Here is a 20,213-nt window from a genome sequence, read left to right as displayed (position 1 = left end):
GCGCGGAACGGGCCGCCCGCCCCCCGCGACCCGGACGGCGACGTCACAGGAGCGTCCACCGGTCGCCGGGGCGCTTCCGGACTCCGTACAGCCGGTCGCCGTCGACGACGACCATCCGGTCGCCGAGGACGGTGAAGTGCGTCATGTCACAGCCCTCCCCCTCGGCGTCCGGCGTCGGGACGCTCCACCACTCCTCGCCCGCGGCGGTCAGCGCCTGGAACCGACAGCCCGACACCGCGCCGTACACGCCCTCGCCGTCGGCGGCGGGCGGACGGAGCAGCGGCATCTCGTGCCGCCAGCGACGCTCGCCGTTCGCCGCGTCGACGGCGACGACCGCCGCGCCGGCGACGGCGTACAGCCGGTCGCCCGCGACGAGCAAGTGATCGGCGGCGCGCACGTCGGCCGTCCAGCGGTCCGCCCCGTCCGGGTCGACCGCCCGGAGGCCGTCGTCGACTGCCGCCACGACGCCGCCGTCGCCGAGCGCCGCGAGGTCCGTCGGGGAGTCCGGGAGCGTCACCTCGACCCGTCCGCCGCCGTCGACCGCCGCGCCGTACACCGTCGCCTCGTCCCGGGCGGTCGCCCACACGTGGCCGCCGCCGACGGCGACGCTGCCGACGTCGGTTCCGGCGACCGGTATCGGGTCCGCGGCTCCCGTCGCCTCGCCGGCGGCGTCGAGGCAGGTGGGGCCGGCCTCGCCGAAGGCGACGACGGCCTCCTCGCCCGCGACGACGCGCGACACCCGCCCGACCCGGTCGTTCGTCCAGCGGACCGCCCCCGCGTCGTCTCCCTCCCTACGGAGCGCGGTCACCCCGCCGTCACGGAGGGGGACGTACACCCCCTTGGGGCCGACCGTCGGGCCGCCGGCGAACTGGCGCGCCGCGGAGCCGCGCCAGCGAACGTCGCCCGCGGCGTCGTACGCCGTCACTTCCGCCTCCGACACCTCGACCCACTCCTCGCGTTCGGGGTCGAAGTCCCGTCCCTCCCGGTTTTCGACCCGAACGAGCAGGTCGCCGTCGTCGACCCAGGCCGTCGCGCCGCCCCCCGGGAACCCGCCGGTCGACAGCGAGCGTTCCCAGGCGAGTTCCCCGCCGCCGGGCCGGTAGCCACAGCCGGCGAGCGCGCCGACGAGTCCGCTCCCGGCGGCGGCGAGCAGGCGGCGTCTGGTCGACCCGGTCATTCCGCGTCCCCCGCGAGCGTCCGGAGCCGGTCGATCCGCTCCGCGGTCGGCGGGTGCGTGTCGGGGAACACGTCGGTGCTGACGAGTTCGTGCGAGTCGAACGACCGGCTCTCCAGCGGCGCGAGGTACAGCGCCTCCGCGCCGCCGTCGTAGCGCCGGAGGTCGCGGTCCGGCACCTCCGGCATCGTGTCGTCTATCTTCCCGAGCGCGCTGGCCAGCGCGGCGGGGGAGCCGGTGATCTCGGCCGCGCCGCGGTCGGCGGCGAACTCGCGGTACCGGGAGAGCACCCGGTGGACGAGGACGCTCGCGACCCAGAACAGCGCCGAGATGCTCAGCGTGACGACGCCGCTGACGACGACGACGGCGACGACCACCGCGAGCCCGCGGCCGTCGTTGCTCCCCGAGTGGCCGTTGCCGAGCGCCCGGGCCAGCCCTGCGAGAACGGTGTAGGCCGCCATGGCGAGGTAGTACGTCACCGCCGGGAGGACCCAGGCGACCGTCATCAGGCTGGAGTCCCGGTTCTTGAGGTGGGCGAGCTCGTGAGCGACCACGGCGTCGCGCTCGTCCCCGTCCAGCAGTTCGAGCAGCCCGGTCGAGACGACGACGGTGCCCCGACCCGGCGTTCCGACGGCGAAGGCGTTGGGCAGGTCGGTGTCGACCACGCGGACCGCCGGGGTCGGCAGGTCCGCCTGCTGTGCGAGCCGGGTCACCGCCGCGTGCAGTTCAGGGTACGCCGACTCGCTCGCCGAGCGCGCGCCGACGGAGCCGAGGATCATCCCCGGCCCGTAGCGGTACTGGAACGCCAGCCCGCCGAGGACCACGACGGCGAGCAGGAGGGGGTCGACGTAGAACCGGCCGTACCACGCGCGGCCGGTGACCCACTCGAGCATGGCGATGCCGACCGTGTTCAGCACGTACAGGAACGCGTGAACGAGCGCGAACGGCAGGAGGACGACGAGCAGGACCGTCAGGGCGATCCTGAGTCGCAACTCGCGCTCCGGGGAAAGCGGGGTTCGGAGGGCCATTGCAGTCGTCCGGGTTTGGCCCATCCCGTATAAAACTGTCACGGCATCCGACGTGTCGGAGAACGGTAACGTCCGTCCGGGCCCGGTTCGGAACCGATCCACCGACCCCGGGCGGTTCCGACGCCGTTCAGAACAGGCTCAGGAGGTCGAGCACCTTGTCGACGTACTTGTCGTACTTCCCCTCGGCGTCGCCGTCCGCCGAACCGTCGTCGTCGGAGTCGGTCATGGAGGGGATTCGAATCCAGAGCCCATCAACGTACGGCTCCGGCGCTCAGAGCAGCCCCGCCACGCCGGCGGTGTGAAGGCCGAGAGCGAGCAGGGCGAGGCCGATCACGACGCCGGTCGTGAACTGCACCGCGTTCCGGCGGACGACGTCCGACTCGGACCCCCGGCTGACGCTGAACCCCTCGTCGGTGCCCCCGTCGCCGACCGTCGCGGCGACGCCGCTGCCCCACTCCTCGGGGACGCTCTCGACGGTCGCGCCGGCGACGTGGACGGCGTCGCCGGGCTCCAGCCGCGCCTCCCGGTACTGGACGTGGTCGGCCGGCCGGTCCCACGTTTCGGGGTCGGCGTCGAACTCGACCCCGTCGTCGGACAGCGCCGCGAGCCGGTCGCGGACGTCGTCGGACAGCCGTTCGCCGCTCTCGACGGTCAGTTCCGTCTCGCCCATGTGGCCGGTGATATCCAGGTCCGCGCCCGTCGGGTCGACCCGCACGCGGGCCCCGCCGTCCCGCACGACGAACGGCCGCCGGAACCCGTCGGTCTCGGCCAGTTGCCACGCGGCCTCGGTGTTCGACATGCGCTTCGGTTCCTTGGACTCCAGCACCTCCGCGCCCTCGACGTCCGTGCGGTGGCGGGTCCGCGTCCGCAGCCACGCCGTATAGCAGACCGCGGGCTCGCCGGAGAACGGCGCGTCGACCCCCTCGTCGTCGGCCGGGAGTTCGACCCGGCCGTCGAACTCGACCGGGCCGTCCTGCTGCCCGATTCGCCTGACGGGGGTGGCCTCGTTCCGGTACAGCGAGGCGGCCGTGAGTCCCCGGCGGACCCCCGCGACCGCGAGCAGGGCGCCGAGGGCCGACATCGCCCCGCCGATCAGCACGGACATTCGTCGGTCACCCCCGTCGGTCGCCCCGGCCGGGTCGCTCGCCCCGCGTGTTCGCCGATGCGCGCGTCGCCGAACTCCGCGTTCGCGCCGCAGCGGCCGTGTCGAGGCTCGGTCATGTCCGGGCAGTTGCGGCTTTCGGTTATCATGTTATCGCTCGGGAACTGTGCACGCCGTGCACGGCCACACCGGCGACTTCGGGGCGTCCCCGGCGGGAGATTGCCGTCGGTTCCCCGGGAAACTGCCGTCGGGCGGCCGGCCGCGACCGCAACAAGAAATAAGCGGTCCGCGACGAACACCCCGGACACCGATGGGACCGGACGACGACCCGTCGCCGCTCGACCGCGTGGCGTACCTGGCCCGGGCCGAGTCCCGCGTCCGGATCCTGGAGGCGCTCCTGGAGTCGGGGTCGGCGACGCAGCGCGACCTCAGGGCCCGGCTGGACGCTTCCCGGACGACGGTCGCCCGCTCCCTCCGGTCGCTGGAGGAGACCGGCTGGGTCGAACGCGACGCCCGGACGTACCGGCTCACGCCGGCGGGGCGGCTCGTCGCCGACTCGTTTCTCGACCTGGTCGACACCGTGGAGCTGACCGAGGGGCTGTCGGCGTTCCTGGAGTGGTTCCCCCGGTCGGAGCTTCCCTTCGAACTGGACCGGCTGGCCGACGCGGAGATCACGACGTCCGACGCCGGCGACCCGTACGCGCCGGCCAGAAAGCAGTCGGAGATCCTCCGCACCGCCGACCGGATGCGGCTGTTCCTGCCCTCCATCGACATGGAGGGGACGAAGCTCATCACCGAACGGGTCACGGAGGGGGGCCTCGAAGCCGAGACGGTCATCGCGCCGGGGCTCGAAGCGACCGTCGAGTCAGACGACTTCGGCCCGTTGCTGCGCGAGAAGGTGGCGACGGGGCGGTCGGACGTCTACGTCGCCGAGTCCGACCTGGGGTTCTACCTCGGGCTGGCCGACGACGGCACCGTCCAGATCGGCGTGGAGGACGGCGACGGGCTCCCCCGGGCGCTGGTCGAGACAGCGGACGCGCGGGTGAGGGAGTGGGCCGAGGAGACGTACGAGCGATACCGGGCGGACGCCCGGCCGAAGCCGGCCGAGGAGTTCTGACCGGCCGGTTTTCGGGGACCGGGGCCGCTTGCGGCGCCGTTAGTTCTCGACCGTGACGGATTCGAGGAGGACCTCCTCCTCGGGCTGGTCGCGTGCGTTCGTGTTGACCGACCCGATCGCCTCGACCACGTCCATGCCGTCGGTGACCTTGCCGAAGACGGCGTGTTTGTCGTCGAGGTGGGGCTGGGCGTCCAGCGTGATGAAGAACTGCGAGCCGTTCGTGTCCGGGCCGGAGTTGGCCATCGAGAGGACGCCCGCGCCGTCGTGGCGCAGGTCGTCGTGGAACTCGTCGGCGAACTCGTAGCCGGGGCCGCCGCGGCCGGTGCCGGTCGGGTCGCCGCCCTGGATCATGAAGTCCTCGATGACGCGGTGGAACGGGACGTCGTTGTACAGCGCGTCGCCCCGGACCTCGCCGCTCTCGGGGTCGTTCCACGTGACTGTGTCCGGCGCGGGCTCGGCGTCCGCGGCGGGGTCGTGCTCCGCGAGGTTGACGAAGTTCTCGACGGTGCGCGGCGCTTTCTCGTCGTACAGTTCGACCTCGATGTCGCCCTCGCTGGTGTGGAGAGTTGCCTGGATCGTCATGTGGTAGTCGAAGCGAGGACGCGGCAAAAGGCTCCCGGTGTGGGCGCGGCGGCGGTCGGTTGCCGGCTCAGCCGTAGACCTCGATCCGCTCGCTGCGGGCGACGTAGAGGCGACCGCCGGCGACCGACAGCGTGGCCGTCTCGTAGTCGCCGCTGGCGAGGCTGCTGGCCTCGCCGTCGCCGGACACGTGGGCCACCCCGTCGGGGAGCGCGACGTAGACCCCGTCCGGGCAGGCGACGATGCCGCCGGGCACGCTGGCCCGGTTTCGGTCGGTGACGGGCGTCCGCCAGCGCGTGCTCCCGTCGTCCGGGGACAACGCCGCCACGTCGCCCGTCGTGGTGTAGGCGTACACCGTCTCGGGACCGACCGCGAGCGCGGCGACCCGCCCGTGGAGGTACCAGTAGTCGTCGTTGTTCGCTTCCCCGGACTGTCGCTCCCCGCGCTCGGTCTCCAGTACACGGGTCCAGTTCTCCGTGCCCGTCTCGGCGTCCACCGCGAACAGTCGCGGCCGACGAGGGTCCGGAACCTCCGGACCGTCCGGTACGTCGAAGAAGTCTATGCCGACCCCGAAGTACGCCGTCCCGTCGGCGTAGACCGCCGGCGTCCACTGGTTGGCGACGATGGCACGTTCCCGCCAGTCGAACGACCAGTCGGGCCCCTCGCCGCCGAGCGGCCGCCGCTGGAACGTCTCGCCCCACTGGGCGAACTGGCTGTCGTCGGCGACCGTCGGCGTCCTCCCGACCCGGATCGCGTCGCCGCTGAACTCGCCGACCGACGGCGCGAGCCGCCGGTAGGACGTCGTGCCGACGGCGGCGAGGACGGTGCCGTCCGACAGCGCGAGCGGCGACTTTTCCAGGGCGGCCCGCTTGTCCTCGTCTTCGGGTGTCGGCGGGGCGGTCCACGCCGCCTCGCCGTCGTCGACGCCGACGTACTCCCATCGATCGCCGGCGTAGCCGCTCACGCGAAAGATCGCGCGGCCGTCGACGACCACGGGCATCGAGTGCTCGGACCCGACCTCCGCCTCGCCCCAGTCGTACTCGTAGACCCAGCGCCGGTCCCCCGTAGCCGCGTCCAGCCCGTACAGGTAGGATCGGCTCGTCCCCTCGCCGTACGCGACGCTCGTCGCGACGTACGCGGTGTCGTCCTCGACTGCGACCTGCCAGTTCCCGCTCGGATTGACGAACTCCTCGCCGTTCGGCGTCGTCCACGTCCACTCGACGGCGGCGTCGCCGCCGGGGCCGGATCCCGGGGTGTACGCCGCCTGTCCCGGCCCGCCACGGTACATCCGCCAGTCGGCGGTTTCCGTCTCCGATCCGCCCGTGTTTCCGCTGCCGGTCGTCCCGTTCCCGTCCGACCCGGTCGTGGTTCGCAGCCCGCCGCCCCCGTCGTCACCGTCGCCGCCGGAGTTACAGCCTGCGAGCGCGGCGATCCCCGCGCCCGTGACGGCGAGCACTCGTCGCCGGCGGACGGATCGGTCGGGCGCGTCACGTCCTGTCATGGGTTCCCGTTTGTGACTCGATATGATAAGCGCTCCGTCAGTTCACGGTGCCGGAGCGACACCGTCATCCGACGCCCTCAGAACGTCGCGGTGAGCACGTACCAGTCGCCGTCGTCCTTGACGACGCTGGTCGTCGTCGGGTTCGCCACGTTGCCCGTCCCCTCCCACTCCAGCGTGAGGTGATAGCCCATCGGGAAGTCCGCGGCGGCGAGCGCCGACCCGTTCATCTTCTCGCTGTCGACGACCGCGACCGACGAGACCCGCCAGCCGGCGCTCCCGTAGAACGACCGCGCCTCCTCGGCCCACTGCCGGAGGTCCGCGTCGTCCATGCTGTTCGCGCTCAACTGCGTCTCGCCGTCCTCGACCCGCAGGAGACAGCGGTCCCGGCAGGCGGCCTCGTACCGGCCGTTGCCAAGCGCCCGGAGGTACGCCTTCGCCGTCTCCTCGGCGGCGGCGGGCGGTTCGTCCGGGAAGTCGTTGCCCTGGCCGGGGATCAGCCGTATCGCCCGGTCCAGACACCCCGACAGCCCGGCGACGGCGGCGGCGGTCGCGGCGGCCCCGAACCCGCGGCGCGTCGGCGGCATACGTGGCGTGTTGTAGCATGGCATGATAAGTTCGTCGGCCGCCCGCCCCGACAAGTGAAGGCGTATCGCGCCGTAGCGGGCGTATGGTCGCCCCGGCAGCCCACTCGGCGGAGCGTGTCACCCTGGCCCGGCTCCCGTCGGGGGTCGAGGTCGCGACGACGGTCCACACCTACGCGAGCCCGGCGAACGGGCCGACGGTGTACGTGCAGGCGGCCCAGCACGGCCGCGAGGTCAACGGCGCGGCGGTGCTCCGGCGGCTCCACGACCGGCTCGTCGACGCCGACATCGCCGGCCGGGTCGTCGCCGTGCCGGTGGCGAACCCGCTCACCTTCGACCGCGTCTCGTACACGACGCCGGAGCGACTCGACAGCGTCCACTCGAACATGAACCGGGTGTGGCCCGGCGACGCGGACGGGACGCTCCACGAGCGCATGGCCGCGCGCCTCTGGACGTACGCGAGCGAGGCCGACGCCGCCCTCGACCTCCACACCGGGAGCCCCGACATGCTGACCCACGTCGTCTACCGGGACGGCGACGCGGACGCCCGCGCCCTCGCCCGGGCGTTCGGCACCGACCTCCTGCTGGCGGAGGCCGCCGGCGAGGACGCCGACGCGGAGTGGCACCGCCGGAACTTCGCCGGGAAGTTCCGCGTCGCCGCCGCCCGCGAGGGGATCCCCGCGATCACCCCGGAACTCGCCCACAACAAACAGATCGTCGAGGAGGCCGTCGAGACGGGCGTCGACGGCGTTCTGAACGTCCTCCGTCACCTCGGCGTGCTGCCGGGCGACGGCCCCGCGGCCGGGACGCCGACCGTCGCGCGCAACCACCTCGGCCGGGTCGACGCCGCCGACTCGGGGCTGTTCCGGCCCCACCCGGACCGGACGCTGGGCGAGCGCGTGACCGAGGGCACGCCGCTCGGCACGCTGTACGACCCCACGTCCTACGAGGTGATACAGGAGGCGACGGCGACCCACGACGGGGTGCTCTATGCGATCACCCGCGAGGCGACCGTCGTCGCCGGCGGGCGGCTGGCGAACGTGGCGATCCCGCGGGCGGAGTGAATCGGCCGCCGGGTTAGAAGTTCCGCAGGTCGTCCAGCACGGCGGCCGCGCTCCCGTCGTCAACCGCAGCGCGGGCCTGCTCCAGCCCCTCCTCCAGCGAGTCGGCGTCGCCGCGGGCGTAGATCCGGAACGCGGCGTTGAGCGCGACGGCATCGGCGAAGCCGTCCGACCGCTCACCGGCGACGACTTCCTCGGTGATCGCCGCCGAGTCGGCGGCCACGTCGTCGACTTCGAGGTCCGCCTCCTCGAACGCCATGCCGTACTCGGGCGTCTCGATCTCGTAGTCGTCGAAGCCGTCGCCGTCCGACCCGCCGTCGTCGCCGTTCCACTCGGCGACCTTCGTGTATCCGGGCCGGATGTCGTCGTACCCCTCCATCCCCTGGAACATGATGACGCGCTCGGGGCTCTCGGTCTCCATCTCGGCGAACGTGTCGACCACCTTCGTGGCGAACGCGAGGTGGTAGAAGCTGCCGAGGTGGACGTCGGCGTTCGCGGGGTTGGCGAGCGTCTCGATCGTGTTGACGAACACGCGGACGCCCATCCGGTCGCGGCGGTCGTACAGGTCGTGGACGCCGGGGTTGAACACCGGCTGGTAGTAGAAGCCGAAGCCGGTGTCGTCGACCATGTCGGCGCTCTCGCCGAGGCCGAGTTCGGTGCAGACGCCCAGTTCGTCGAGGACGTGCTTGTACGCGTCCTGCTTCTGGGTCGGCACGCGGTCGCCGGAGTGGGCGACGACCGGCGTGCCCGCGCCGGCGGCGACGATGCCCGCGGCGACGCCGAGGATGGCCGTGTCGCCCTTGCCGTCGTAGTTCGCGCCGCAGTCGACGGGGTCGGCGTCGGGCTCGGCCCGCTCGACGCTCTCCTCGACCATCACGTCGGTGTAGGCCGCAAGCTCCTCGGGCGTGTTGCGCTTCCAGCGGTTCGCCAGCCAGAACGCGCCGAGCGTGGTCGGGTCGGGCTCGTCGCCGAGGATGCGCTGGAACGCCTCCCGGGCCTGCTCGCGGGTCATGTCCTCGGCGGACTTGTACCCGGATCCGACGACTTCGGTCATCAGGCGCTGCAGGGGCCACTCGCCGTACTTCGCGGTTGCCTCGGCCATGCGATCGGCTTGTGCCGCTCGCCGCAAAAACGTCCCGCTTTCCTCGGGTGCGTGGCCGCTCGCGCGTGACCCGACCGCAGGCACTCAGGCCCCCGCGTCCGGCCAGTCCGGGTCCACGCCGACCAGGTCCGCGCTCTCGGCCCAGAGCGCGGCCCGCAGGCGTTCGTCGCGGACCGCGTCGGCCGGCTCCGCCGGCTCCGTGCCGTCGAAGTACCGCCCCGTGACGCCGGCCAGGTCGTCGGCCGCGGAAAGCGCCGCCAGCGCGTGGCCGCCGTCCGCGACCCGCCGGCCGACCGGCAGCGCCGAGAACAGCTTCATCGCCGCACGGACGTACAGCGCGCTGTCGCGGTAGAGGCCGCTGCCCGGGACGAAGCCGGGATGCAGCGCCGTCGCCGTCACCCCGGTCCCGCGGAGCCGGTCGGCCAGTTCGTAGGCGAACAGCAGGTTCATCAGTTTCGTCCGGGCGTAGGCGTCCAGCCCCTCGTACGCGCCCAGCAGGTCGAGGTCGGCCGGGTCGAGGGCGGCCCGCTCGTGGACCGCCGAAGCCGTGACGACGACCCGGGATGGGGCGCTGTCGAGCAACAGCGGCGCGAGTTCGCGCGTCAGCAGGTACGGCGCGAGGTGGTTCACCGCCACCGCCGCGGGGACCCCGTCGGCCGTCACGCTGTGGTCGCCGGGGGCCACCGCCGCGTTGTTCACCAGCGCGTCGAGGCGGTCGACGCGCTCCCGCACGGCCGCCGCGAGGTCGCGGACCGCCGACTGCGAGGCGAGGTCGTACCGCAGGAAGTCCGCGTCGCCGCCCGCCGCCCGCACCCGCTCGGCGGCCGCCGCGCCGCGGTCGGCGTCCCGGCCGACGAGAAAAACCGTCGCGCCCGCCTCGCCCAGTTCGAGCGCCGCCGCGCGGCCGATGCCGCTCGTCCCGCCGGTCAAAAGCACCGTCCGTCCCGAGCAGTCGCCCAGGTCCATGTGCCCCTGCAGGGACCGACGACACAAACCGTTCGGGGCGGCGACCGCTCGGACCCGAAAGAAGTAGGTTCGTACGGTCCCCAGTTCCGCCAATGAGCCTCCAGTCGGGCGACTGGCGCGAGCGGATCGACGACCGCGACGCCGCGCTGATAGACGGGTTCCAGAGCGACTTTCCGGTCGAACCCCACCCCTTCCGCGCGGTCGCCGACGCGATCGGCACCGACGAGGCCGACGCGCTCGCCCGCGTCGAACGCCTCGCCGACGAGGGCATCTTCCGGCGGTTCGGCCCCGTGCTGAACCCCCCGGTGATCGGCAGTTCGACGCTGGCGGCCGTCAGCGCCCCCGACGACCGCTTCGACGAGGTGGCCGACGTGATCAACGGCTACCGGCAGGTGAACCACAACTACCGGCGCGAACACGAGTGGAACATGTGGTTCGTCGTCACCGCGGGGTCGCTGGAGCGCCGCGACGCCATCCTCGCCGAAATCGAGGAGCGAACCGGCTGCGAGGTGCTGAACCTCCCGATGCTGACGGACTACTACATCGACCTGGAGTTCCCCGTCGTCAACGGCGACCGGTTCGCCCGGGAGAGCCTGGCAGAGACTGCGGTCGACGCTACCCGGATCAGCGAGAACGCGACCGGCGACCTCTCGGCGTTCGAGACGGACCTCCTGCTGGAGATTCAGGACGGCTTCCCGCTGACGGCGACGCCGTACGGCGACGTGGCGGCCGCGCTCGACGCCGACGTCGAGGACGTGCTCGCCGCCGTCGAACGGCTGCGCGACGACGGCTGCATCAAGCGGATCGGCTGCGTCGTCAACCACGTCGTCACCGGCTTCGACAGCAACTGCATGGTAGTCTGGGACGTGCCCGACGGCGAACTCGACGACCGCGGCGTCGCGGTCGGCCGCCTCCCGTACGTGACGCTTTGCTACCACCGGCCGCGCCGCGAGGACCAGGGGTGGCCCTACAGCGTGTTCACGATGATCCACGGTCGGGACGCCGACGCCGTCGACGAGAAGATAGACGAACTCGCGGCCGAACACCTGCCCTACGACCACGAGCGGCTGTACTCGACCGAGACGCTGAAACAGACCGGGGCCCGCTACGAGGACCTCGTTTAGCGCTCGAACTCGATCGCCGCGCCCTGGCCGAAGCCGACACACAGCGTCGCCAGCCCGCGGTCGCCGTCGCGCTTCTCCAGTTCGTGCAGCAGCGTCACGGGGAGCCGCGCGCCGCTGGCCCCGAGCGGGTGGCCGATGGCTATCGCGCCGCCGTTGACGTTGAACTTGTCGTCCGGGATGCCGAGCTGGTTCTGACTGTACACCGTCTGGCTGGCGAACGCCTCGTTGAGTTCGACGAGGTCGTAGTCGTCGATGTCGCGGCCCGTCCGCTCCAGCAGGCCCTCGGTGGCGGGCACCGGGCCGACGCCCATGATCGTGGGGTCGACGCCGGCCACGTTGTTCGAGCCGATGCGGGCCATGACTTCGAGGCCGTGCTCCTCGGCGAACGCCTCGCTGGTGACCAGCGTGGCGGCCGCGCCGTCGCTGATCTGGGAGGCGTTGCCCGGCGTGACGCTCCCGTCGCTTTTGAACACGGTCGGCAGTTCGGCGAGCTTCTCTGCGGTGGTGCCGGGGCGCAGGCCCTCGTCCTCGTCGACCGTGCCGTTCTCCGTCTCGATGGGGATTATCTCGTCGTCGAACCGGCCCTCCTCGGTCGCCGCGCAGGCGCGCTGCTGGCTCCGGGCGGCGTACTCGTCCTGCGTCTCGCGGGAGACGTCGAACCGGTCGGCGACTTCCTCCGCGGTCATCCCCATCTGGAGTTCGCCGACGTTGTACTCCTCGGCCATCCGCGGGTGGATGTAGCCGTGGCTCTCGCCCATCTCGACGCGGGACATCGACTCGACGCCGCCGGCGATGACGGCGTCGCGCTGGCCGGCCCGGACCGCGTCGGACGCGGAGATGATCGCCTGCATCGACGACGCGCACCAGCGGTTGATCGTCGTCGCCGGCACGCTCTCGCCGAGGTCCGACAGGAGCGCGATGACGCGGGCGAGGTTGTTGTCCTGTTCCTCGCGCTGCTGGGCACAGCCCCACATCAGGTCGTCTATCTCCTCGCCCGAGAGGCCGGTGTCGGCCAGTATCTCGTTGATGAGCGGGATCGACAGGTCCTCGCTCCGGACGCCGGCGAAGACGCCGTCTTCCTTGCCTTGCGGGGTGCGGTACGCCCGCACGACGACGGGCGTTGTGTCGCTTGCCATGGCCGGATCGAGGACCTTCACGAACTTAAATTGCGTTAGAACTCCGCGGGGGAGAGCGATCCGTTTCCGCGGCGGTCGGGGATCGGTCGACGCCCGGCCGGCCGAGCGTAACCCACAAACACTTTGACCGACAGGGGTCAGGGGACGACTATGACCGGTCGGCCCTCGCTCCCGGACGCCCTCTCCGGCCGCCGCGGGACGGCGGCGGCGGTCCTCGCCGTCTCCCTGTTCGGCCTCGTCGCCCGCCTCTACGACCTCGGCGCGCGGGTCGCCCACCAGGACGAGTCCCGCGTCGCCTACTGGACGCTGAAGTACGCCGAGACCGGCGTCCACGAGTACCGCCCCATCGTCCACGGCCCGTTCCTCCCGCTCGTCGAGAGCAAGATATTCGCCGTCATGGGGCCCAACGACTTCGCGATGCGGCTGTCGGTCGCGCTGGTCGGCACGCTCCTGCCGCTGTCGGCGTGGCTGTTCCGCGACCGCCTGCGCGACAGCGAGGTGGTCGCGCTCGCCGCCCTGTTCGCGTTCAACCCCATCCTGCTGTACTACTCGCGGTTCATGCGCGTCGACGTGCCGCTCGCGGCGTTCACGTTCGTCGCGCTGGGGCTGTTCGTGCGGTGGTACGACACGCGCAAGCGCCGCTACCTGTTCGCCGCGACGGCGTCGTACGCGGTGTCGTTCGCCACGAAGGAAAACGCCCTGGTGTACGGGCTGTGTTTCCTCGGCGCGGCCGTCCTGTTGCTCGACCATCGCCTGTTCCTCGCCCGGGTACGGGACCGGGACCCGCTCGGGGAACTCCGTCGGTTGGCCCGCGGCGCGCTCACCTTCGACCCCGTCGCGGCGCTGTCGCGGGACGACCGCGGCGAACTCCTGCGCGGCCTGCCGGACGCGGTCCGCGCCCGGAAGACCGGCATCCTGCTGTCGGCCGCCGTCGTGCTGGAGTTCCTCGCCATCGTCGTGTTCTTCTACGCGCCGCGGAAGGGCGGCTACCGGATCGACAGCGGCACCGAGGGGATCGGGCTGTACTGGTCGCTCGAGGAACTCGCCGCCGGCCGCCCGGGGATGTTCGTCGCCGTCGTCGAGGAGGCGCTGCTCGGGTCGTGGACGAAGTTCATGGACCTCTGGGGGGCCGGCGAGGACCACGAGTTCCTCTACTACTGGAACGACTACGTCGACACGATGGAGGCGGGCGCGGCCGTCCTCGTCGCGCTCGCCGTCGTCGGCTTCCTCGCCGACCGCTACTCGTCGGAGGGGCCACGCGATCTGGTCGCGCTCGGCGGCTACATCGGCGCGGTCAGCGCCTTCGGCTACCCCATCATCACCGACATCCCCGCGCCGTGGGCGACCGTCCACGCGGTCGTGCCGCTTGCGTTCCCCGCCGCGGTCGGCCTCGCGCTGATCGGCCGCTGGGGCCGCGACGCGTACGTCGACGGGGACGGGATCGGCGTCGCGGCCGCCGTCATCCTCCTGTTGCTCATCGTCGCGCAGGTCGGCGGCGCGGCGATGGACACCACCTACCGGAACCCCGCCGACCCCGACAACGAACTCGTCCAGTACGCCCAGTCGTCGTCGGACCTGAAGCCGACCCTCGAGGACATCAACCGGATCGCCCGCGAGAACGAGGGCGTCGACGTCATGTTCTACGGCGGCGAGTTCTACTCGCCCAACGACTCGGTGAGCCAGCAGCCGCCGGCCCACCCCGGGAACTGGTTCCACCGCCTGCCGCTGGCGTGGTACTTCGAGGCCGAGCAACACCGGCTTCGGGGGTCGGACGCCGAGTTCGTCGTCAACAGCACGAGGTCGAGCGACTTCGTCGACGACCCGCCGCCGGTGATCATCTCCACGCGGACCGACGCCGGGGCGTACGAGGCCGACCTCGAGGGGTACCGCGCCCACCAGCACGAGCGCTACCTCCACTCCAGCACCATCGTGATCTTCATCGACGAGGACTACCTGGAGTAGTCCCGGCCGCCGGCGGCGCGTCGCCCCGGCCTCGGCCGTCCCTTCGACGGCCTTAAGATTCCCCCGCTCGAAACCTTCCGGGAATGAACGACGGGGCGATCGACGTCGTCGAGTTCCTCCTGACGGCCAGGGTGTACGACGACGAACGCGACCTAGACGAGAACGACCTGCCGCCGCGCTATCGGTCCGTGTTCTGGACCGGCGGCGACGGCGACGACCCGGGCGGGATCCAGCGGCCGCTCTCGGTGACCAACAGCACCGCCCGCGCCGCGACGGGCGTCGACCGGCCGTGGGACGCCGTCTCGGACCTGATGTTCACGGAGCGCGAGGAGTTCTCCGGCACCATCTCGCTCACCCAGCCCGAGATGGCGACGGAGTGGTTCCTCGAACGCGCCGACGACGAGCGACTGGCGGGGAACCCGACGCTCGCCTACCGGTTCGAGGACGAGACGGGCGTCGACTACGAGGCCGCCCGCGAGGCGAACCGGCCGATACAGGCCGACCGCGTGTGGATAGACAGCCTGCTCGAGGAGTACTTCGACGACGAGGACGAGCAGGAGATGCTCGAACTCGTCGACATCCGCGCACCCGAGGAGATCGAGATGACGCTCGACGACCTGGTGTTGACCGACGACCAGGAGGCCGAGATAAACAAGATCGTCAAGGCGATCGAACACCGCGAGTACCTCGCGCAGATCGGCCTGCGGGAGATCGGAAAGCTGCTGTTCGTCGGCCCGCCGGGCACCGGGAAGACGTCGACGGCCCGGGCGCTGGCCCAGGACCTCGACCTGCCGTTCGTCGAGGTGAAGCTGTCGATGATCACCAGCCAGTACCTCGGCGAGACGGCGAAGAACGTCGAGAAGGTGTTCGAGGTGGCAAAGCGGCTCTCCCCCTGTATCCTCTTCATGGACGAGTTCGACTTCGTCGCCAAGACGCGGGCCTCCGACGAGCACGCGGCGATAAAGCGGGCGGTCAACACGCTGCTCAAGAGCATCGACGACATCTCGCTGATCCAGGACGACGTGTTGCTCATCGGCGCGACGAACCACCCCGACCAGCTCGACGCGGCGGCGTGGCGGCGCTTCGACGAGATCGTCAACTTCCCCAAGCCCGACCGCGGGATGCGCGCGGACATCCTCCGGGTGATCACCCGGGCGATGGACATCGAGGAGTTCGACCCCGACGGGATCGCCGAACTGACCGAGGGGCTGACCGGCAGCGACCTGCGGATGGTGCTGCGCGAGGCGGTGCTCGACGCCCTGACCGAGGAGCGGACGACGCTCACGCAGGCGGACCTAGAGGCGGCCGTCGAGGACTTCGAGGAGCGCGACACGCTGAAGAACATGGACATGATCGAGGGCGACCACGACGCCCTCGTCGCCGGCGGCGACATCGGCGGCTCGGACCACGACCACGCCCACGACCACTGATGCGGGTCACGCTGCTCGGCACCGGCGACACGACGGGGACGCCCACGCCCGGGTGCGACTGCGACACCTGCGCCCGGGCGCGTGAGCTGGGGGTTGAGCGCACCCGGTTTTCCGTCCACGTCCGCAACGACCGCACCGGCGAGTCGCTGCTGATAGACGCCAGCCCCGACTTCCGGGACCAGTTTCTCACCCACGGCGTCGACCTGCCCGACGAGATACTCGTCACACACATCCACTTCGACCACCTCGACGGGCTGGGCAACGCCTACCGCCTGCTCGACGGCGCGCCGGTGTACGCCGCCGACGAGACGGACCCGGAGACGGGCGAGAGCGTCGCCGGGACGGTCGCCCGGAAGTACGACTACCTGGACGCCGTCGAGCCGTCGCCGCGGCCGCCCCTGGAGCCGTTCCGGGCCTGCGGCTTCGACGTGACGCTGGTGCCGGTCGACCACCCGCCGCTGTCGTGTTACGGCGTCGTCGTCGAGGACCCCGAGACGGGCGCGAAGCTGTCGCTGTCGGGCGACACGAGCTATGCGGTCCCGGAGGCCTCGCGCGAGCGCCTCGCGGACCCCGACCTCCTGCTCGCCGACGGCATCGTCCCCGCCGACCTCGCCGAGCAGCACCCAATCGGCGGCCGGCACGAGGACCCCGACGGCGTCCCGCGGACGTTCGGCACGAAGCACATGACCCGGGAGGGGGCGCTGGCGCTCGCCGCGGACTTAGACGCCGACCGGACGCGGATCGTCCACGCCGCGCACTTCTACCCGGCCGACGAGGCGTTCGCGGAGCCGCTGGCGGTCGACGGCGAGGTGTACGACCCGTGACCGGGGTCCGGGAGGGGTCGCGGCTCGTCGGCCTGGTCGCCGTCGTCGCCGCCGGCTACGTCCTCGGGTCGACGCTCGCCGGCGGCGGCGTCGACTGGCTCGGCCTCGGGGTCGTCGCGACCGGCGCGGCCGCCGTGTTGGCGCTGCTGTGGTACTTCCGCGGTGAGTTCGCCGCCGAGGAGTAGGCCCGTGACGTTTCGTTCCGAAACCGCGCCGGTGAAACCGACAGTATAAAAACCAGAGCGTCGCCATCGGGAGTATGGAACGCTTGGAACTGCCGTCGGCGCGAGGGACGGTCGCGACGCTGCTGGTCGCGATGCTGGTCCTGACCGCTGGCTGCTCCGCCGGGGGACTCCTCGGGGGCGGCGACGGCAACGGCAACGGCGATAGCGGTAGCATCGAACCCTACACCGACTCGGGCGACGAACTCACCGGCGAGATGGTGAACGAGAGCCACACGAGCGCCATCCAGTCGGCGGGGTCGTACACGCTCGAATCCAACGTCTCGCTGACCGGGGCGGACTCCTCGCTCGTGCAGAACGCCCACGGGCAGGTCGACCTGGAGAACGACCGGCAGTACGCCGTGCAGTTCGCGAGCCTGTTCGGGAACCGGACGACTTACCGCTACACGGCCGACAACACGACCTACCAGCGGATCGTCCCCGAGGACGGCGAGACCCAGTACCAGACGAGCGAGGGCGGCCAGATCGCCAACCCGTCGATCAACACCGACAACGTCGACGCGTTCGAGTGGGAACAGCAGGGCACCGAGACCCACGAGGGCGTCGGCGTCACCCGGTACGAGGCGACCGGCGTCGCCAACTACACCGCGCTGCCGACCTCCCCCGCCGAGGAGAACGTCAGCGACGTCTCCGCGACGCTGCTCGTGAGCGAGGACGGCGTCATGCACGAGTACCGCGTCGACTACACCCAGGAAGGCTCCGGGTCGACACAGGAGATCTCGCTGCGCTACGCGGTGACCGACGTCGGCTCGACGACCGTCGAGGAGCCGGGCTGGCTCGACGAGGCACGGAACAGCAGCGGCAACTGAGACGTGAGCCGACTGACCGCCTGCCGAACGGCGGTCGGACGCCGATCCTTTTCAGCGGTCGTCCGTAGCGAACCGGCCGAGCCCCGCCTGTCGCCGCGCCAGCCCGTCCGGGTCAGCGACCCACGGCGACCGCTCGGCGCGCTCGGCCGTCGGGTCGACTGCCGCCTCGGCCGGCTCGTAGCCCGGACAGCGCGGCCCGCACTCGTTTTTCGGGTCGACGACGCGGCCGTGCCAGTCGCAGTGTGGCACGCCGCCGGACTCGACCGCCGCCCGAGCGCACGCCGGGAACTCGTCGGGCCGCCACCCCTTCCCGTAGGCGCGCTCGGCCAGCCGGCGGCGGTACCGCGCCTTCTCCGCGGCGGTCGCCGGCCGGACCTCGGCGCGGCCGGGGTGGCGTTCCAGCAGTTCGATCCCCCCGTCTTCGGCGGGGAGCGGCGACGGCTCCCGCACCACCTTGACCCCGTCGCCGGGGTCGAACCGCCAGACGCCGACCGGTTCCGGGATGCGGTTCAGGTGCGCCCGGGTGACGTGGCTCGCCGTCGCGAGGACGACCTCGTCGACCAGCGCGAGGCTCACGTCCTTGCGGAGCTGGGTCCGGAGGTCGCCCGGCGTGCCGAGGTCGGGCTTGTTCTCGACCGCGCGGATCCGCCCGAACCAGTCCGGGTAGCGGGCGACCTGCCGGACGTAGTCGCGGCCGCCGCGGCGCTCGCGCTCGAAGAAGCCGAGGTCGACCGCGCGCTCGACGGCCTCCCGCGCCCGCTCCGGGTGGCAGTCGAAGGCGTCCTTCCAGTAGCGAAAGCGGCCCGGCCCCACGTCGCTCTCGACGGCGGGCGCCGGGAGCCGATCGGGCGTGATCCGCGCGCGGTCGGCGAACTCGGGGCCGGGCGTGACGGTCACCACGTCGAGCACGCGGTTCGCGGGCGCGGCGACGCCGCCGCCCAGTTGGCGGGCGACGAGCGTCTCGTCGTCCTCCAGGCGGGCACACAGCGCCAGTTCGAACCCGAACTCCCGCACGGGACGACGGAGGGGTGCGGACGAAAAAAGCCTCGCGGTCGGTTCGAGAGCCGGTGCACGTCGCCGCCCTACCGCGTCAGCGCGGCGACGACGGCGCGGACGACGACGAACGGCGCGGCGAACGCGCCGGCGACGAGCGCCGCCCAGGCGACGACGACGGCGAGCGCGGCCGCGCTCCCGAAGGTGGTCAGGTACGTCGCCACCCCGACGGCGGCCAGCGCGGCCCCGAACAGCGCGACGAGTGCGCGGTCGACGAGGCGCACGGTATCCGCGAGGCTGGCGGACGGCGTGGGGACGCGAACGGAACTGGACGGGCCGTCTCCGGCGGCGGTGTTGTTGGCAGGCATCGGTCTACATGTGATCGATGGGGCTACGGCCCCTAAAGTATAATCTGAAGAACATTTCTGTACGGCAGGTTACTGAAATCGATTTCACCCGGCCCGGACCGCCGCGGCGGCGGGGTGTGGCGCGTGTCGGCGGGTCAGGGGCTGGTCGTCGCGGTGCCGGCGGGCGACCGTTCGACCTCCCGGACGACGAGGTCCTCGTCGACGGTCAGCGTCAGCCGCTCGCCCTCGCACTCGCCCGCGGGCGTCCCCTCCGGGCCGTCTATCGGCACGTCGAGGCGGAGCCGCCAGGGGTCGTCGGAGAGCACCGTCGTGTACTCGTCGGCCGTACACCAGTCGAGCGTCCAGAAGGGGACCTGGTTCAGGTCGACGCCGTGGTCGCGGTAGAAGGAGACGATCTCCGCGTGGTCGAGCAGTACCTGCCCGACGGAGGTCGTCAACTGGTGCCGGCAACGCTGGCACTCGTGGCGGACGGCGACGTCGAGGTCGTACCCCGCGGGGTCGCGCTCGACAGTCGTCTCGACGGTGCCGCTGCACTCCGGGCAGACGCCGTCAGCCATCAGGCAGTGGAGGTGACGCACGCGCTGGTTGAACGCCGCCATCACCTCCCCGGTCGTCCGGCCGTCGAGGCCGCCCGGCGGGAAGGGGTAGTTCGCGTGGGTCCGGGCACACTCCACGCAGTCGACGACGACGCGCTCGTCCTCGTAGCGGGCGGCGAGGGGGCCGCCGCAGTCGCTGCAGTCGCCCTCGACCTCGAAGGGGGCTATCTCGGGCTGTTCGGTCAGCGACCCGGCCTGCACCGCGTGGATCACGGCCCAGCCCGCGTGGCGGAACGTGTACCCCTCGTCGGTCCGGCGGACGAACTGCCCGCGGAGCTTGTCGAGGTGGTAGTTGAACTGCGCGCTGTCGCGCATCCCGACGGCCTTGCGGAGGTCCGAGAAGCTCACCGGCCGCTCGTCGGCGCGCCAGAGCGCCTCCAGTATCGAGAGGCGCGTCTCGTTGCCGACGACGGCGAAAGCCTCCGCCGGCGTCATGCAGTCGTCGCAGTCGAGGATGCTCGAATCGCCGGGGTCGCCCGGCTCGCCGGCTTCGCTCATGCCCGTCGGATCGGCACCCA

At 71.8% G+C, this 20,213-nt stretch carries 20 protein-coding genes; 8 read left to right on the top strand and 12 right to left on the bottom strand.

What is annotated here, in order from left to right:
- Positions 1 to 43: 43 nt before the first annotated feature.
- From EYW40_RS08510 to EYW40_RS08500, 3 genes are all read right to left on the bottom strand, one after another.
- Positions 44 to 1,177 (bottom strand): outer membrane protein assembly factor BamB family protein, encoded by a 1,134-nt coding sequence (locus tag EYW40_RS08510; protein WP_135821186.1) that lies wholly within the window; start codon positions 1,175 to 1,177, stop codon positions 44 to 46.
- Entirely contained in the window at positions 1,174 to 2,202 is a 1,029-nt protein-coding gene (locus EYW40_RS08505) for a M48 family metalloprotease (protein ID WP_237560585.1), read from the bottom strand. The genes EYW40_RS08510 and EYW40_RS08505 overlap by 4 nt, the downstream gene beginning before the upstream one ends.
- A gap of 271 nt (positions 2,203 to 2,473) precedes the next feature.
- A complete protein-coding gene (locus EYW40_RS08500) occupies positions 2,474 to 3,307 on the bottom strand; it encodes a hypothetical protein (RefSeq protein WP_135821184.1) in 834 nt (277 codons plus the stop codon).
- A 307-nt stretch (positions 3,308 to 3,614) separates the two neighbouring features.
- Between EYW40_RS08500 and EYW40_RS08495 the strand changes: the two genes are divergently transcribed.
- Positions 3,615 to 4,421, top strand: a complete 807-nt coding sequence (locus EYW40_RS08495; RefSeq protein WP_135821183.1) for a helix-turn-helix transcriptional regulator — start codon at positions 3,615 to 3,617, stop codon at positions 4,419 to 4,421.
- 39 nt (positions 4,422 to 4,460) lie between these two features.
- Here EYW40_RS08495 and EYW40_RS08490 read toward each other — a convergent pair whose 3' ends face one another.
- The 3 genes from EYW40_RS08490 to EYW40_RS08480 form a co-directional block, all read right to left on the bottom strand.
- Positions 4,461 to 5,003 (bottom strand): peptidylprolyl isomerase, encoded by a 543-nt coding sequence (locus EYW40_RS08490; protein WP_135821182.1) that lies wholly within the window; start codon positions 5,001 to 5,003, stop codon positions 4,461 to 4,463.
- Between the two features lie 67 nt (positions 5,004 to 5,070).
- The gene (locus EYW40_RS08485; protein WP_135821181.1) at positions 5,071 to 6,501 is read right to left on the bottom strand and encodes an outer membrane protein assembly factor BamB family protein; all 1,431 of its coding nucleotides are present in this window, start codon (positions 6,499 to 6,501) and stop codon (positions 5,071 to 5,073) included.
- Between the two features lie 77 nt (positions 6,502 to 6,578).
- Complete coding sequence (locus EYW40_RS08480; protein WP_135821180.1) at positions 6,579 to 7,085, bottom strand: hypothetical protein; 507 nt, start codon at positions 7,083 to 7,085, stop codon at positions 6,579 to 6,581.
- Between the two features lie 83 nt (positions 7,086 to 7,168).
- Here EYW40_RS08480 and EYW40_RS08475 point away from each other — a divergent pair, with 83 nt between their 5' ends.
- A complete protein-coding gene (locus EYW40_RS08475; protein ID WP_135821179.1) occupies positions 7,169 to 8,146 on the top strand; it encodes a succinylglutamate desuccinylase/aspartoacylase family protein in 978 nt (325 codons plus the stop codon).
- A 13-nt stretch (positions 8,147 to 8,159) separates the two neighbouring features.
- Here the strand turns inward: EYW40_RS08475 and EYW40_RS08470 are convergent, their stop codons facing one another.
- Together EYW40_RS08470 and EYW40_RS08465 are read right to left on the bottom strand one after the other, a co-directional pair.
- Positions 8,160 to 9,245 (bottom strand): anthranilate phosphoribosyltransferase, encoded by a 1,086-nt coding sequence (locus EYW40_RS08470; protein WP_135821178.1) that lies wholly within the window; start codon positions 9,243 to 9,245, stop codon positions 8,160 to 8,162.
- A gap of 84 nt (positions 9,246 to 9,329) precedes the next feature.
- Positions 9,330 to 10,211: an SDR family NAD(P)-dependent oxidoreductase gene (locus tag EYW40_RS08465; RefSeq protein WP_135821177.1), complete on the bottom strand. Its 882-nt coding sequence runs from the start codon at positions 10,209 to 10,211 to the stop codon at positions 9,330 to 9,332.
- A 92-nt stretch (positions 10,212 to 10,303) separates the two neighbouring features.
- Between EYW40_RS08465 and ahbB the strand changes: the two genes are divergently transcribed.
- Entirely contained in the window at positions 10,304 to 11,335 is a 1,032-nt protein-coding gene (gene ahbB / locus EYW40_RS08460; protein WP_135821176.1) for a siroheme decarboxylase subunit beta, read from the top strand.
- Here the strand turns inward: ahbB and EYW40_RS08455 are convergent.
- Complete coding sequence (locus tag EYW40_RS08455) at positions 11,332 to 12,471, bottom strand: thiolase family protein (RefSeq protein WP_135821175.1); 1,140 nt, start codon at positions 12,469 to 12,471, stop codon at positions 11,332 to 11,334. The genes ahbB and EYW40_RS08455 overlap by 4 nt on opposite strands.
- A 150-nt stretch (positions 12,472 to 12,621) precedes the next feature.
- On the opposite strand from EYW40_RS08455, the gene EYW40_RS08450 reads away from it, so the two are divergent.
- The 5 genes from EYW40_RS08450 to EYW40_RS08430 all read left to right on the top strand — a co-directional run bounded on the left by EYW40_RS08450 (position 12,622) and on the right by EYW40_RS08430 (position 17,738).
- Positions 12,622 to 14,433, top strand: a complete 1,812-nt coding sequence (locus tag EYW40_RS08450) for a flippase activity-associated protein Agl23 (protein ID WP_135821174.1) — start codon at positions 12,622 to 12,624, stop codon at positions 14,431 to 14,433.
- Between the two features lie 83 nt (positions 14,434 to 14,516).
- A complete protein-coding gene (locus EYW40_RS08445) occupies positions 14,517 to 15,863 on the top strand; it encodes an ATP-binding protein (RefSeq protein WP_135821173.1) in 1,347 nt (448 codons plus the stop codon).
- Complete coding sequence (locus EYW40_RS08440) at positions 15,863 to 16,687, top strand: MBL fold metallo-hydrolase (RefSeq protein ID WP_135821172.1); 825 nt, start codon at positions 15,863 to 15,865, stop codon at positions 16,685 to 16,687. The genes EYW40_RS08445 and EYW40_RS08440 overlap by 1 nt, the downstream gene beginning before the upstream one ends.
- The gene (locus EYW40_RS08435) at positions 16,684 to 16,872 is read left to right on the top strand and encodes a hypothetical protein (protein ID WP_135821171.1); all 189 of its coding nucleotides are present in this window, start codon (positions 16,684 to 16,686) and stop codon (positions 16,870 to 16,872) included. Before EYW40_RS08440 ends, EYW40_RS08435 begins: the two co-directional genes overlap by 4 nt.
- Positions 16,873 to 16,946: 74 nt before the next feature.
- Positions 16,947 to 17,738 carry a DUF7537 family lipoprotein gene (locus tag EYW40_RS08430; protein ID WP_135821170.1) on the top strand — a complete coding sequence of 264 codons (792 nt, stop codon included), beginning with the start codon at positions 16,947 to 16,949 and terminating at the stop codon, positions 17,736 to 17,738.
- Positions 17,739 to 17,789: 51 nt separating this feature from the next.
- On the opposite strand, the gene EYW40_RS08425 is transcribed toward EYW40_RS08430, so the two are convergent.
- From EYW40_RS08425 to EYW40_RS08415, 3 genes are all read right to left on the bottom strand, one after another.
- Entirely contained in the window at positions 17,790 to 18,752 is a 963-nt protein-coding gene (locus tag EYW40_RS08425) for a DUF5787 family protein (RefSeq protein ID WP_135821169.1), read from the bottom strand.
- A 68-nt stretch (positions 18,753 to 18,820) separates the two neighbouring features.
- Positions 18,821 to 19,099 (bottom strand): hypothetical protein, encoded by a 279-nt coding sequence (locus EYW40_RS19590; protein ID WP_161973182.1) that lies wholly within the window; start codon positions 19,097 to 19,099, stop codon positions 18,821 to 18,823.
- Between the two features lie 134 nt (positions 19,100 to 19,233).
- Entirely contained in the window at positions 19,234 to 20,193 is a 960-nt protein-coding gene (locus EYW40_RS08415) for a winged helix-turn-helix domain-containing protein (protein WP_135821168.1), read from the bottom strand.
- Positions 20,194 to 20,213 lie beyond the last annotated feature (20 nt).

Source organism: Halostella litorea (assembly GCF_004785955.1).
Taxonomy (GTDB): Archaea; Halobacteriota; Halobacteria; order Halobacteriales; family Natronoarchaeaceae; genus Halostella; species Halostella litorea.
The sequence above is the reverse complement of the archived record's forward strand: the minus strand, read 5'-3'. Positions and strand labels throughout refer to the sequence as shown.

What these genes read in the sequence shown, in the direction of transcription:
- EYW40_RS08510 (WP_135821186.1), bottom strand. Translation starts at nt 1,177, where the DNA reads ATGACCGGGTCGACCAGACGCCGCCTGCTCGCCGCCGCCGGGAGCGGA.
- EYW40_RS08505 (WP_237560585.1), bottom strand. Translation starts at nt 2,202, where the DNA reads ATGGCCCTCCGAACCCCGCTTTCCCCGGAGCGCGAGTTGCGACTCAGG.
- EYW40_RS08500 (WP_135821184.1), bottom strand. Translation starts at nt 3,307, where the DNA reads ATGTCCGTGCTGATCGGCGGGGCGATGTCGGCCCTCGGCGCCCTGCTC.
- EYW40_RS08495 (WP_135821183.1), top strand. Translation starts at nt 3,615, where the DNA reads ATGGGACCGGACGACGACCCGTCGCCGCTCGACCGCGTGGCGTACCTG.
- EYW40_RS08490 (WP_135821182.1), bottom strand. Translation starts at nt 5,003, where the DNA reads ATGACGATCCAGGCAACTCTCCACACCAGCGAGGGCGACATCGAGGTC.
- EYW40_RS08485 (WP_135821181.1), bottom strand. Translation starts at nt 6,501, where the DNA reads ATGACAGGACGTGACGCGCCCGACCGATCCGTCCGCCGGCGACGAGTG.
- EYW40_RS08480 (WP_135821180.1), bottom strand. Translation starts at nt 7,085, where the DNA reads ATGCCGCCGACGCGCCGCGGGTTCGGGGCCGCCGCGACCGCCGCCGCC.
- EYW40_RS08475 (WP_135821179.1), top strand. Translation starts at nt 7,169, where the DNA reads ATGGTCGCCCCGGCAGCCCACTCGGCGGAGCGTGTCACCCTGGCCCGG.
- EYW40_RS08470 (WP_135821178.1), bottom strand. Translation starts at nt 9,245, where the DNA reads ATGGCCGAGGCAACCGCGAAGTACGGCGAGTGGCCCCTGCAGCGCCTG.
- EYW40_RS08465 (WP_135821177.1), bottom strand. Translation starts at nt 10,211, where the DNA reads ATGGACCTGGGCGACTGCTCGGGACGGACGGTGCTTTTGACCGGCGGG.
- ahbB (WP_135821176.1), top strand. Translation starts at nt 10,304, where the DNA reads ATGAGCCTCCAGTCGGGCGACTGGCGCGAGCGGATCGACGACCGCGAC.
- EYW40_RS08455 (WP_135821175.1), bottom strand. Translation starts at nt 12,471, where the DNA reads ATGGCAAGCGACACAACGCCCGTCGTCGTGCGGGCGTACCGCACCCCG.
- EYW40_RS08450 (WP_135821174.1), top strand. Translation starts at nt 12,622, where the DNA reads ATGACCGGTCGGCCCTCGCTCCCGGACGCCCTCTCCGGCCGCCGCGGG.
- EYW40_RS08445 (WP_135821173.1), top strand. Translation starts at nt 14,517, where the DNA reads ATGAACGACGGGGCGATCGACGTCGTCGAGTTCCTCCTGACGGCCAGG.
- EYW40_RS08440 (WP_135821172.1), top strand. Translation starts at nt 15,863, where the DNA reads ATGCGGGTCACGCTGCTCGGCACCGGCGACACGACGGGGACGCCCACG.
- EYW40_RS08430 (WP_135821170.1), top strand. Translation starts at nt 16,947, where the DNA reads ATGGAACGCTTGGAACTGCCGTCGGCGCGAGGGACGGTCGCGACGCTG.
- EYW40_RS19590 (WP_161973182.1), bottom strand. Translation starts at nt 19,099, where the DNA reads ATGCCTGCCAACAACACCGCCGCCGGAGACGGCCCGTCCAGTTCCGTT.
- EYW40_RS08415 (WP_135821168.1), bottom strand. Translation starts at nt 20,193, where the DNA reads ATGAGCGAAGCCGGCGAGCCGGGCGACCCCGGCGATTCGAGCATCCTC.